General features: G+C 60.1%; 10 protein-coding genes. 4 read left to right on the top strand and 6 right to left on the bottom strand.

The window, feature by feature from the left end; genetic code table 11:
- Positions 1-87: 87 nt before the first annotated feature.
- Together glgA and NW855_RS12900 are read left to right on the top strand one after the other, a co-directional pair.
- The gene (glgA, locus tag NW855_RS12895; protein ID WP_414508850.1) at positions 88-1,563 is read left to right on the top strand and encodes a glycogen synthase GlgA; all 1,476 of its coding nucleotides are present in this window, start codon (positions 88-90) and stop codon (positions 1,561-1,563) included.
- Between the two features lie 159 nt (positions 1,564-1,722).
- Complete coding sequence (locus NW855_RS12900) at positions 1,723-3,330, top strand: glycoside hydrolase family 57 protein (protein WP_414508851.1); 1,608 nt, start codon at positions 1,723-1,725, stop codon at positions 3,328-3,330.
- A 282-nt stretch (positions 3,331-3,612) separates the two neighbouring features.
- Here NW855_RS12900 and ilvB read toward each other — a convergent pair whose 3' ends face one another.
- Entirely contained in the window at positions 3,613-5,409 is a 1,797-nt protein-coding gene (gene ilvB, locus NW855_RS12905) for a biosynthetic-type acetolactate synthase large subunit (protein ID WP_414402921.1), read from the bottom strand.
- 577 nt (positions 5,410-5,986) lie between these two features.
- Here ilvB and NW855_RS12910 point away from each other — a divergent pair.
- Positions 5,987-6,097 carry a hypothetical protein gene (locus NW855_RS12910; RefSeq protein ID WP_414508853.1) on the top strand — a complete coding sequence of 37 codons (111 nt, stop codon included), beginning with the start codon at positions 5,987-5,989 and terminating at the stop codon, positions 6,095-6,097.
- A gap of 39 nt (positions 6,098-6,136) precedes the next feature.
- Here the strand turns inward: NW855_RS12910 and NW855_RS12915 are convergent, their stop codons facing one another.
- The 3 genes from NW855_RS12915 to NW855_RS12925 are packed head-to-tail and all read right to left on the bottom strand — an operon-like array spanning position 6,137 to position 8,603.
- Positions 6,137-6,688 carry a hypothetical protein gene (locus NW855_RS12915; RefSeq protein ID WP_414402922.1) on the bottom strand — a complete coding sequence of 184 codons (552 nt, stop codon included), beginning with the start codon at positions 6,686-6,688 and terminating at the stop codon, positions 6,137-6,139.
- Positions 6,675-7,061 (bottom strand): thioesterase family protein, encoded by a 387-nt coding sequence (locus tag NW855_RS12920; RefSeq protein WP_099813344.1) that lies wholly within the window; start codon positions 7,059-7,061, stop codon positions 6,675-6,677. Before NW855_RS12920 ends, NW855_RS12915 begins: the two co-directional genes overlap by 14 nt.
- 33 nt (positions 7,062-7,094) lie before the next feature.
- Positions 7,095-8,603, bottom strand: coding sequence for a hypothetical protein (locus NW855_RS12925; RefSeq protein WP_011430892.1), 1,509 nt, complete (start codon positions 8,601-8,603; stop codon positions 7,095-7,097).
- 196 nt (positions 8,604-8,799) lie between these two features.
- On the opposite strand from NW855_RS12925, the gene NW855_RS12930 reads away from it, so the two are divergent.
- Complete coding sequence (locus tag NW855_RS12930; protein ID WP_041438461.1) at positions 8,800-10,968, top strand: toll/interleukin-1 receptor domain-containing protein; 2,169 nt, start codon at positions 8,800-8,802, stop codon at positions 10,966-10,968.
- 210 nt (positions 10,969-11,178) lie between these two features.
- On the opposite strand, the gene NW855_RS12935 is transcribed toward NW855_RS12930, so the two are convergent.
- Entirely contained in the window at positions 11,179-11,436 is a 258-nt protein-coding gene (locus NW855_RS12935; RefSeq protein ID WP_049749773.1) for a hypothetical protein, read from the bottom strand.
- 202 nt (positions 11,437-11,638) lie between these two features.
- A protein-coding gene (locus NW855_RS12940; protein ID WP_414508852.1) for an IS630-like element ISSoc15 family transposase occupies positions 11,639-12,585 on the bottom strand; the annotation gives its coding sequence in 2 pieces (ribosomal slippage) (positions 11,639-12,249 and positions 12,249-12,585; 948 coding nt in all).
- Between the last annotated feature and the right edge of the window lie 188 nt (positions 12,586-12,773).

Consider the following 12,773-nt stretch of genomic DNA (forward strand, 5'->3'; position numbering starts at 1 on the left):
TTCGCTGAGGCGGGGGATGGGCTGTAGAAGCCAAAAGAGATTATCTTTTGTGAAGAAAAGTAAGGCGGTGCTACGGGAGAGCGCGAAATGTACATCGTGCAGATTGCGTCGGAATGTGCCCCGGTCATCAAGGCGGGGGGGCTGGGGGATGTGGTGTACGGCCTCAGCCGAGAGCTGGAAGTGCGGGGGCACTGTGTCGAGCTGGTTTTGCCCAAGTACGACACCATGCGCTACGACCAGATCTGGGGCTTGCACGATGCCTACCGCGACCTCTGGGTGCCCTGGTATGGGGGAGCTATTCACTGCTCGGTGTACTGCGGCTGGGTACATGGCCGCCTTTGCTTTTTTATTGAGCCCCACTCCGGCGACAACTTTTTTAATCGTGGCTGCTACTACGGCTGCCCGGACGACAACATGCGCTTTGCTTTTTTCAGCAAGGCGGCTCTGGAGTTTCTTCTCAAAAGCAATAAGCGCCCCGATATCATTCATTGTCACGATTGGCAGACAGGATTGGTGCCGGTGCTGCTCTTTGAGATTTACAAGTACCACGGCATGGAAAACCAGCGGGTATGCTACACCATCCACAACTTTAAACACCAAGGCTTTGGCGGCCCGGAAATCCTCTGGGCCACCGGCCTCAACCGGGAGCCCTATTACTTTCATTACGACCGCCTGCGAGATAACTTTAACCCCTTTGCCCTCAACTTTATGAAGGGCGGGATCGTCTTTTCCAACTTCGTGACCACCGTTTCCCCCACCCATGCCCTGGAAGCGCGATTTGGTAATTACAACTATGGACTGGGACACACTCTTTACTTGCACCAGCACAAGTTTCGCGGCGTCTTGAATGGCATCGACTACGATATTTGGAACCCTGAGATCGATCGCTTTATTCCTTTTCACTACACGGCGCAAACTTTGGAAAACAAGGCCAAAAACAAAAAAGCACTGCGGGATCAGCTATGGCTACAAGATGTTGATAAGCCCATTGTGGCCTATATTGGGCGGCTGGACGAGCAAAAAGGCGTGCATCTGGTGCATCATGCCATCTACCGCTCCCTGTTTAAAAATGCCCAATTCGTGCTGCTGGGATCCGCCACGGAGCCGGGGATCGGCGCTTGGTTTGCCCACGAGAAAAGCTACCTCAACAACAACCCCGATGTTCACATTGAGTTGGGCTTTAACGAAGAACTTTCCCACCTTATCTATGCGGGGGCAGACATCATCGTAGTGCCCAGCCACTACGAACCCTGTGGACTCACTCAGATGATTGGCTTGAAGTATGGCACGGTTCCGGTGGTGAGAGGAGTGGGTGGCCTGGTGGATACCGTCTTCGACCGCGACTACGATCCCCACAAATTGCCCGAGCAACGCAACGGCTACGTCTTTTATCACACAGATCCAGCTGCTTTGGAGTCGGCTCTGGATCGGGCCATCGACCTTTGGTACACCGCTCCTGACCAGTTCCGTCAACTGCAGATTCAAGGCATGAGCTACGACTACTCCTGGAACTATCCTGGCAAGGAGTATCTGGAGATCTACGACTTCATTCGTCACCGCTGAGCCCAACAGCGATCCCCAGCGATCCCAGCTCTTGACCCCAAGGACGAAATGCTGGACGATAGGTAGCAATCTTGGGCTTAACCTTCTCTACAGATTTGCTGCTGAGAAGGGCAAGTCTGCTCCGTTATCTTTCCCTGTCTGTAAGGATCGCCGGCTGCCATGGGTTATCTCGCCTTGGTACTCCACGCGCACCTGCCGTTTGTGCGCCACCCTGAGCAAGACTTTGTGCTGGAGGAAGAATGGCTCTACGAAGCCATCACGGAGACCTATGTGCCGCTGCTGCACATGTTCGAGGGGCTACGGCGAGATGGCATCGACTTTCGCTTCACCATGTCCCTGACGCCGCCCTTGGTGTCGATGCTGCGGGATCCCTTGCTGCAGGAGCGCTACGACCACTACCTAACCAAGTTGGAAGAGCTGGCCCAACTGGAATACGACAAGAACGCCACCAACGGCCACATTCGCTACCTGGCCGAGCACTACATCAAGCAATTTGCCATGGTGCGCGATCTCTGGGAGCGCTACGACCGGGATCTGGTGCGGGCCTTCAAACAGTTTCAAGACAGCGGCAACCTGGAGATCATTACCTGCGCGGCTACCCACGGCTACCTGCCCTTGATGCAGATGTACCCGCAGGCGGTTTGGGCCCAGCTTATCGTAGCCTGCGAGCACTACAACGAACACTTTGGCCAGTGGCCGCGGGGGATCTGGCTGCCGGAATGCGCCTATTACCAAGGGCTGGAGCGGATGATCGCCGATGCCGGCCTGCGCTACATGATCACCGACGCCCACGGTTTGCTCTATGCCAAGCCGCGGCCCCGCTACGGCATGTACGCCCCCATCTTCACCGAGACTGGCGTTGCCGTCTTCGGTCGGGATCACGAGTCTTCGCAGCAGGTGTGGTCAGCGGAGGTGGGCTACCCTGGGGATCCCGTCTATCGCGAGTTCTACAAAGACCTGGGGTACGAGGCCGACTACGAGTACATCAAGCCCTACATCATGCCCAACGGCCAGCGGAAAAACACCGGCATCAAGTACCACCGCATCACGGGGCGCAACCTCGATCTGGGACAGAAGCAACTTTACGATCCCTACTGGGCCAGGGAGAAGGCGGCAGAACATGCGGGCAACTTCATGTTCAACCGCCAGCGGCAGATCGAGTATTTGTACAGCGTCATGGGGCGTCCGCCGCTGGTGGTGGCCCCTTATGATGCCGAGCTGTTCGGCCATTGGTGGTATGAGGGCCCCTGGTTTTTGGATTTCCTCATTCGCAAGAGCTACTTCGACCAAAATACCTATCGCATGACTCACCTGGCGGAGTACTTGCGGGAGAACCCCACCCAGCAGGTGTGCAAACCTGCCCAGTCCAGTTGGGGGGCGCGCGGCTTCCACGAGTACTGGCTCAACCCCACCAACGCCTGGATCTACCCCCACCTGCACAAGGCTACCGAGCGGATGATCGAGCTGAGCCGCCGCGAGCCTGCCGATGACCTGGAGTGGCGGGCCCTGAACCAGGCGGCGCGGGAATTGCTCCTGGCCCAATCTTCCGACTGGGCCTTCATCATGCGCACGGGGACGATGGTTCCCTATGCGGTACGCCGCACCAAATCCCACCTGCTGCGCTTCAATCACCTCTACGAGAAGATCCAAGCCGGCCAGTTTCGGCGAGAAAAAGCCACCCCTGAAGACGAGCAGTGGCTGGCCAAGGTGGAATACATGGACAACATCTTCCCCAACCTCAACTACCGTGTCTACCGGCCCCTCTGACCATTGGGTAAGGCCGGAACCTTTTGGCAACTTCCACCCGCACCGCGTGGAAAAAAGAATTTCCGACTACTTGAGCCTCACTCCCCCCCTTCCTCTTGGACGATGGGCTGGGGTTGGTCGCAGCAGAGGCGCGCTCGGGAAGTGTTTTCTTCAATCGGGTTTGAAACGACTGCAGTTTGAAATAGCCATCATCGGCATCCCTGCGGACTTTCCGCTGCCGAGGGCGGGCCTTGTTGCGAAGGGATCCCAACTTCCCTGCCCTGATGGCCAGCCCTGCCGGTTCTAGAGCTTGGTGCCGCACTCGGCGCAGAACTTGTGCAGGCTGGGGTTTTTGGTGCCGCAATTGGGGCAGTAAATCAGCTCGGCGGCTTGCTCCAGTTGCCGCTTTTCCGGCAGGCCGATCATCTGGTAGTTGGCTTTGCCGGCGGGCACCATCGGGTAGCAGTTCTCGTCCCGCTTGACCACAAAATCGACCACCACCGGCCCCTCGTGGCGCAGCATCTCTTGGATGGCGTCGTCCACTTGATCGGGGTGATCGACGCGCATGCCCTTGACGCCAAAGGCTTCAGCCAGCTTGACGAAATCCGGCATGCCCGGAGTCATATCCGAGTGGGAGTAGCGCTCGCCGTGGAAGGCCTGCTGCCACTGCCGCACCATGCCCTGCCAGCCGTTGTTGATGATGGCCACCTTGGTGGCAATGCCGTACTGGGCCACCGTGCCCAGCTCCTGCATGTTCATCTGGAAGCTGGCGTCGCCGCTGATGCAGATCACCTCGGCGTGGGGCAGGGCCACTTTGACCCCCATGGCCGCCGGGAAACCGTAGCCCATGGTGCCCAGGCCAGAACTGGAGATCCACTGGCGCGGCCCGTTACGCAGAAACTGCGCCGCCCACATTTGGTGCTGACCGACATCGGTGGTGTAGTAGGCGTGGGGAGCATGGCGACGAAAGGCATCGATCACCTGCTGCGGGGCGATCACGCCCTCATAGCGGGGCACCTGCAGGGGGTAGTCCCGTTTCCAGCGCTCGATCCGCTCCAGCCAAGCCTGCGTCTGGCCAGGGGTGTGGGGCATTTTGCTCAGTTGCGCCAACAGCTCCACCAGGACGGTGCGCACATCTCCCACAATCGGCACGTCCGGAGTGCGGTTTTTGCCCACTTCTGCCGGGTCGATATCAATGTGGATAACCTTGGCGTGCTTGGCAAATTCGTCCAGCTTGCCGGTTACGCGGTCGTCAAAGCGGGCCCCCACGGCAATCAGCAGGTCGCACTCGGTAACGGCGAAGTTGGCGTAGGCGGTGCCGTGCATGCCCAGCATCCCCACCGAGAGGGGATCGTTCTCATCGAAGACCCCTTTGCCCATGAGGGTGGTGGTCACCGGGATCTGATAGGTGTGGGCCAGCTCGGCAATCTCGGCATGGGCACCCGAGATGATGGCCCCGCCCCCCACGTAGAGCAGGGGCCGCTTGGCCTGCAGGATCAGCTTGGCCGCCGCGTGGATCTGGCGCGGGTTCCCCCGCACCGTGGGCCGGTAGCCGGGGATGTTGACTTCGCTAACCGGCTGGTAGTCGAACTCTTCCAGCCCCACATCTTTGGGAATGTCGATCAGCACCGGCCCCGGTCGCCCGGTGCCAGCAATGTGAAAAGCCTCGGCCACGATCCGAGCCATTTGGCGCGGATCCCGCACCACGTAGGAGTGCTTGACGATGGGCAGGGTGATGCCAAAGATGTCGGTCTCCTGAAAGCCGTCGGTGCCGATCAAATGGCGGGGCACCTGGCCGGTGATCACCACCATGGGCACAGAGTCCATCATGGCATTGGCAATGCCCGTCACCAGGTTGGTTGCTCCTGGCCCCGAGGTGGCGAAGCACACCCCCACCTTGCCGGTGGCGCGGGCGTAGCCATCGGCAGCATGGGCGGCGGCCTGTTCGTGGCGGACTAGGAAATGTTTGAGTAGCCCTTGGGATTCGGCCTTGTACAGCTCGTCGTAGATGGGCAAGATCGCTCCTCCTGGATAGCCGAAAATGTGCTGCACCCCATGTCGATGCAGGCTATCCACCAGTGCATAGGCCCCTGTTGCCACGATATCTTCTCCCCACTGAAGACGACCGAGCGCTCAACCTGAAGGGTTTGAGCTAGAAGACCAGCCAGCTATTGGCCGGCTTTTTAGGTTGTGTATTTAATTCAACAGTCTAGCAGGGGTTTGCTCCGCAGGGTTGAGATTTGCCTGGGGGGTGGCAACCGGTTTTTTCCTTCACCCTGCTTTTGCCTTGGAGAGCCCTTTAAGGCTGAGCTGTCGCATCCCCAGCAGAGGTGGCTCTAGATGAGAAGGGATCCGCTGCCCTGGGGATCCTGCGCTGCAAAACCTGCCCAGGCCGACGTGAGACCATCCGGTTCTCAGAGGGTTGAACCTGAAATTGATGGCATCCTCCCCTCAATATTTATTGAGGGGATTATTGCCCCTCGAGCTCCCCTACTTCTCTAAAACCTGCTGTTATCTATCTAGGTTTGATGATTGCGATGCTGGTCGGCAACCCGCTGGCTGGCCTCAAGACCGGCCCAGAGCCGGTTTTTGCCCAGTCTTCTGTCTCAGCAATCGATGAAGAAACTATTGGATTGCTCGCTTAGTTGTTCCCGCTGCTTCCGTTGAAGAAGTCGAACTGGAGCGGGAGAATGGGCGCTGGGTTTGGAAGGTGGGGTTTGCCAACGACATTGAGGTCAAAATCGATGGCAGAGCCGGGAAAATTCTAGACATCGATGATGACTGGTAGTTGGGCTGCTGCAAGAGCCCAAGAGAGGGCTGACGAGTTCTATCGGATCCTCGAGCGGCTGCTGCGCAGGATGAGCCATGCCAATTCCAAGGCCGGCCCCAGCACTCGCCAGGCGCGAAAGCAAAGCAGCAGGGATCCCTGTCCGTGCCAGCCGGTGTGGGCGAAGGTCAAGCGCAGGTGGCAAGCCAGCGAGGGGGGGAGGGTTGCCAAAAGCCCTAGGCACTGCCCCGTCAAGGCCGGGTCGGCAAAGCCGATTTCCAGGCCGCCTCGCCAGGACTGGATCTGGATCCCCTCGGCCAACCGCCTCAGAAGGGGCCAGAAGCGAGGCCAGTCGGCAAAGGAGAGACGGCAGCCCACCCAGGCTGGCCAATGCCCGCGAACGTATAGGGACCCGCAGCGCCATTCCCAACCCCGACGGCTGCCCCGCAGAGCCAAGCCCCTCCACCCGCGCCATTCCCCAACCCAGGCGAGGGGGCCCTGCCAAGGCTTGCGGTAGCGCAGCAGGAGCTGTTGTGGCCAGAACAAAAACAGCCCCAACCCCGTGACCAGCAACAGCCCTGCCAGGCGCTGGACGACCTCAGGCCAGCCCATAGCGAGCCAGAAAACGGGGCAAATCGACCACCTGACAGGTATAGGATCCCTGCATGACCAAGCGCCCCTGCTGCGTGATCTTCACCTGAAATTCAATGCGCCTTCCCACCGCTTGCACAACCTCAACCTGAACGTGTAGAGGATCCCCGACCACGGCTGCCGAGCAGTGTTCCAGGGCAAAGCGGATCCCGACGACGGCTTCTTCCCCCTCGTAGAAGGGCTGCAAGGTGTTGTGGCCGCACCGCTCGATCAGCGCCAACAGCGCCGGGGATCCGATCACCCTCACGCCGGGGTTGCCCAGGGCCTCTGCCGTTTGCTCGGGGCCGGGGATCCCTTGCCAGGTGCCGCGGGTGCCGAGAGGAACAGGTTTCACGGTCTGGGAGCCCCAACAGGCGAGGGTGGGCATTTAGCGGGATGCAGTCCTGGACTGCCACAGGCGCCAGCCCTGCCCAAGCAAGAGGCAGAGAACCAGGATCCCGACGAGAACCACCAGCACCAGGGCCCGCTCCAGGCGGGTGGCATAGAACCCCGTCACCGTCCAGTTGCGGCTGAGGTTGGAGCCCAAAATGGCAAGCATAGCCAGGCCCAAAGCTTGGGTCCCTGTCCAAGGTGCCCTTCCCCTTTCTTGGTTTAGGGCTATGGGCTGCAGCGCTGCCAAGATCAAGGCGGTGATCAAGGCTGCCAGCAAGAAGGCCGCCTGCGGCTGGGCGTGGACGAAATAGCCCACCCCCAGCGGCAGGAGCAGGCTGGCCAGCGTCAGGCCGATCCCCGTCGGCAGCGGCCTGTCTTGCCCGTACACCCAGTGGACAAGCGCTGCCAGCCCCATGCTCGCCATGCCCAGGTACAGCGCCGCCGCCACATAGGGCTGGGTGAGGTCGATCCCGGCCACCTGCAGGTTGAACTGGTGCAGCAGGTTTTGCAGCAGGGGTTGGGCCGACAAAAACAGGGCGGCCATTGCCCCCCAGCGGCTGGGAAAAGCCAGACACCCCAGCCCCAGCAGCGCCGCCCCGTAGGATCCCCCCAGCCGCAGCGCCAGCAGCGCCCCACCGCCTACCAGCGTCAGGCTCACACAGGCCCGCCAGAGCAAGGCCTCTTTCCCCTCGGGTGCCGGGATCCCGCCCTCCAAAGCCAGCAGAGCCCACGAGAGCAGCACCCCCGCCCCGTACAGCAGCGCCCAAAAGGGATCCTGGTACAGCCCGTTGCGCACCAGGGCCAAAGCCAGCGCCGTCGCCACCAGCCATCCCACACCGTGCCCCAGGGCCGACAGCAGCCGGTTGGAGCCCACCTCGCTGTCGCGCGAGGACTCCGTCCCGCTGGCGGGAACGGGGAGGATCAGCAGGGGCAGCGTGCCCGCCACCAGGCTGAGGGCAGCCAGCCCCACCGGCAGCAGCACCGACCAAGGGAGATCTTGGGGGGAGCCCATCTCCAGCAGGCGGGATCCCCAGGTCAAGGCGGCGATGCCGCTCCAGCCCTGGCCCAGACCCATCAGCACAGACAGCATCTCCGCCTCGGCCAAGCAGCCCAGCAACGGGATCCCCACCAAGCCCATCCCCAGGCCGCAGCCCCACAGCAGCAGAGAAAAAGCAGCTCCCGCCTCAGATTCCTCGAAAGCACCGCGGGCTAGGCCCCACACGCTGGCCAAGCTGAGCAGCAGCACCGCCAGCCCCTGCCCGGCCCGCCCGCAGCCGCTCAAGCCCAGCAGACCCAACCCCACCAGTCCCCCCAGCAACACCGCTAGCGGGATCGGCTCCGACAACTGTCCCAGCCCTGCCCCCAGCGCCGCCAAGGCTGCCAAGCCCAGCCCCACTGCCGGCTGCCAACGGCGAAGGGATCCCCAGCGGCGATAGCGAATCGCTTCCAACAGCAAAACCACCAAGCCAATTGCAGCCCCAATCGCCAGCGCTCCGCTTACCATCTCCCCCTCCTGACCAACCCTTCCTCAACTATCGCCGATCTTGGTCTGGCCATCGAAGGACTCCGTCCCGCTGGCGCAAACGGCAAAAGGGTTGACAGAAACTTGGTGCCTTATCCCCCAGCCGGGGAAGGGCAATGCCCCAAGCCGCCGAGGCGGTGGCAAAGATAAGCTGGAAAAGAGCAGCGAGCGGGCGTTCATGTCTTCCGAGCATTACAAGTTCGACCTCTTCTTGCGTTACCACCGGGCCCAGGCCCGTTGGGCGCGGCAGTTGGCGGAGCGGCTGGATCGGGAGGGCTTCAAGGTCTGGTTTGACCGCTGGATGCTACAGCCAGGAGACGACCGCCGGCTGGAGCTGCAACTGGCCATCGAACAGTGCCGCTGGGTCGGGGTGGTGGCCTCGCCGGAGTTTGTCGCCAATCCCTGGCCCAGAGATGAGCTCTACAGCGGCTTCTCCCACGCCCCGCCCCGGCAGAACCAGCGCCTGCTGACGCTGCTGCACACGCCCGCCGAGCTGCCCCGCCCCCTGGCAGAAGCGCCGCTGCTGGACTTTAGCGGCTCCGATGAGGATCCGGTGCTGTTCGAGTACCGGGCCCGGGAGCTGATGCACTTTTTGGATCCCAGCTTTCCCGCCCCCGGGGATCTGCAGCGATTTCGGCTGCAATACCGTCGCCGCGAGGAACTCCCTGAAGATGAGGAGGTGCGGGGGTTCCAGGCCTTTTTGCGGGCCATTCAAATGGCCATCCTGCGCATTGCCACCGGCGAAATGCCCTCTGCCACGCCGGAGGAAGGAGCACGCAAGATTGCCATTTTGCAATTTATTCAGCGGCTGTTTCAGTGGAACAGCGCCGACATTCAATTTGAGCGGGCCGAGGAGTGGCGCAAGCGGGGCAACCTGAGCGAGGCGCTGGCCGCCTACGACCGTGCCTTGAACATGGATCCCAACTTTGCCCTGGCCTGGAGCCGGCGCGGCGATGTGCTGGTGCAGTTGGCCCGCTACCGCGAGGCGGTGGACAGCTACAACGGATCCCTGAGCATCAACCCCTACGACGAGGAGACGCGGCTGCGCCTGGCCCTGATTTTGGGGCGCCTGGGCCAGTACAAAGCGGCGGTGGTCAACTACGACAAGGTGCTGGAGAGCAACCCCGAAGATGCCTTGGCCTGGCACAATCGCGGCATTCGCCTCATGCAACTGAAGCGGCCCAAGCTGGCCCTCAACAGCCTGAACAAGGCGCTGCGCTACAACCCCCAACAGCCCCGCACCTGGCTGGCGCGTGGGATCGTGCTGCGGCGGCTGCGGCGGCCCAGCTCGGCGGCGGCCAGCTTTGCCCGCGTCCTGAAGCTCAACCCCAGAAGTGGCCGGGTCTGGCGCTACCAAGGCAATGCCCTGTTCCACTGCCAGCGGCTGCGCTCGGCCATCGAGTGTTACAAGCGCTCGCTGCGGCTGCGCCGCCGGGATCCCATTACGCTCCACAACCTAGGGGTGGCTCTGCTGCGCCTGGGGCAGTATCGGCTGGCCAGCAAGGCCCTGGAACGTGCTCTGCGCTACGACGCCGACAACCCCAAAAGCTGGTATGCCCGCGGCGTGGCCTTCCAGAAATTGGGCTACCTGAGGGAGGCTTGCATTCACTTCGAGGAAGCCCTGAAAATCCGGCCAGAGGACTTCCCGGCTCGCTACGCCCTGGCGGTGGCCCAGCAGGAGCTGGGGCAATACGAAGCCAGCCTGGAGCAGTTCCGGCGCCTGGTGCAACAGCGTCCCGGCAGCTTTGCCTGCTGGTTTGGCCAGATCACCAGCCTGCGGCGCTTGGGCCGGTTGGAAGAAGCCCTTGCTGCCGCCCAACAGATGACCCGCCTCAACGAACGGGATCCCTGGGGCTGGTTTGCCTTAGGGCTAGTGTATGGCGACCTGAAAGAGGCAGAAAAAGCGGTGGAGGCCTACTCGCGGGTTTTGCAGCTCACCCCAGAAGACGCGGTGGCCCTCAACAACCGCGCCTGGGAGGCCCTGAAGCTGGGGAAATTGGAGCTGGCTCTAGCCGACGCCCAACGGGCCACAGAACTGGAGCCGCAGCGGCCCGCCTTCTGGCATACCTTGGCGCTAATCCAACTACAGGCCGGCCAGCGGGAGGCGGCCCAGGCCAGTTTGCAGCGCTGCCTGGAACTGGATCCCCAGTTTCAGCCGGCCCAAGCTGCTCTGCAGGAGCTGAACCGCGCCGGCTCCAGCTCGCCGACACCGTTGCCGGGCAACTTTGCCGAGAGCCCTGCTGCTGACGCGCCGGCAGGAACGGCGCTGCCAGAACTGAAAACCCTCACCCCTCAAGAGGAGCCGCAACCGGTAGACCGTAGGCCCCTACCGGATCCCTCCGCTTAGCCCTTGTCTTGTGCCAATCCCCACAACGCCCTGACTGGATTTATGCCCAGGGACAGCTTGCCTCCCTGCCTGACAAAACTCCACCGGCTCAGGGCTATGTAGACCATCCGCGAACTGAAGCGCGGAAGCAGGCTACTGAGCAGGGGGAGAACCTCAGCCTTAGCAATATACAAACTGTGCTGTTCAGAGGGGCCGTCAGCTCTCCCCCGTTCACAGCAAGGGCAGGCCGCGCAGTCGTCGCAGTTGGTTGATATGGGCTGGGCAATCACACCCGAACAGGGCAATGGCGGCGTTGCTCTCTTCGAGGGTGAACTCCAAGAAAAGATGCTCCGCCGCCTCGACCTCAGCTTCAGATGGGTTGGGATCCCCTATCTCTGGCCAAGGGAGCGGGTGCCGCCACGGCAAAGAACGAGAGCGGACAACACTCAGATCAAATTGAGGCACCTCCAGAGCAGAAGCCCAAGCCATAGGAGCAGGCGACAGCAGCAACGCCCACAGAGCCGGTGTAGCCCACCTAGCCCAACACCAATAGAAATGAGGGATCCCTGCCATCAATCTGACCAACTCACCGTAGCGGTAGTGTACCACTGGTTTTGGCTTCTGTCAGGAAAGAGAAACTCCATCAGCCGAAATGACCGTAAAGTGGTTGAGCTTACAGCCTGTTAAGGACTCAAGGGGTACAATAGCAGCACTTAGCAAACCAACTTTGGAAGGAGGATGGATTGATCAGTAGTAAAGAAGTCTTCACTATCTGCTCCATGCTATATTTCCCAATTCTGCAAAGCTGCCGAATAAAATGCTTCAACACCGACCACATCATCTCAATGGGATTCAACTCCGGCGCATACACAGGCAGGTATAGGATTCGTGCTCCTGTCCCCCTAATCAATTCCTCAACTTCCCGACTCTTGTGGATATTTAAATTGTCCATAATCACAACCTTCCTCGCATCTAGCTTCGGACATAGCTCGCTTCTCAAAAACTCCAAAAAATCTCCTTTCTTCATCCCACCCTTGATGACACGACAGCCAACTACACCTCTCAAGGAAATAGCTCCAATAACCGTATACTTTTCACCCTTGTATCTCTGACGATAATGATAAGCCCTTTGACCACGTAAACTCCGAGATACTCTCCGCTCCATTCCCTCCCAGACTCCCGTCTGGTCGATGGCAATCAAATCCTCCGCTGGAATATTCCTGACTTCTTGACTATAAGCTAGTCGTTCCCTTTGCACCTCCTCTTCTTTGACTTTTGCACTGCGGTAGGTCTTTTTTTTAGAGTCATTCCTTGCTTTTTCAAGAAATTATGTATCGTGACGATGCTTACATTGATTCCTAAGCGCTCGCGCAACAGTTCTTGATACTGCCACAGGTAGAAGTCTGGGTGTTCTGTAATAATTGCCATCACTTCCTGCCGATGTTGTTCCAAAATGCCCACTCGCTTGGTGCCTGCTTTCTTAGGGGCTAAATCTTGAGTTTGTTGGTACTGACGCACCCAGCGGTGTACTGTTCTTTTGGTCACCATGAAGCGTTTAGCTACCTGGCGGATGGAGGTGTTACCTGCCTGATAGGCTGCTACAACTCTTTGCCGCAAATCCAAAGAATGAGTCGGCATTCCTTTCTCTCCTTCCTCTTGAATACCTGTACCCTATTTTAAATTAAAAGGCTGTAACCAAAACTTTGTTTTCATTCCAACAGGTCGGTTCAAGGAGCGTATTGCGCAATTATGTCGGCATTATGGCATGGAGTTTATTGAGGTAGAGGAGGCGTACAGCTCGCAGGCAAGCTTCCTAGATGGAGATG

This window comes from Synechococcus sp. RC10B2, from assembly GCF_047502635.1.

Bases quoted from the DNA above. Each gene is read 5' to 3' on its own strand.
- NW855_RS12930 (WP_041438461.1), top strand. From the start codon at position 8,800: ATGTCTTCCGAGCATTACAAGTTCGACCTCTTCTTGCGTTACCACCGG.
- NW855_RS12935 (WP_049749773.1), bottom strand. From the start codon at position 11,436: ATGGCTTGGGCTTCTGCTCTGGAGGTGCCTCAATTTGATCTGAGTGTT.
- NW855_RS12925 (WP_011430892.1), bottom strand. From the start codon at position 8,603: ATGGTAAGCGGAGCGCTGGCGATTGGGGCTGCAATTGGCTTGGTGGTT.
- glgA (WP_414508850.1), top strand. From the start codon at position 88: ATGTACATCGTGCAGATTGCGTCGGAATGTGCCCCGGTCATCAAGGCG.
- NW855_RS12900 (WP_414508851.1), top strand. From the start codon at position 1,723: ATGGGTTATCTCGCCTTGGTACTCCACGCGCACCTGCCGTTTGTGCGC.
- NW855_RS12915 (WP_414402922.1), bottom strand. From the start codon at position 6,688: ATGGGCTGGCCTGAGGTCGTCCAGCGCCTGGCAGGGCTGTTGCTGGTC.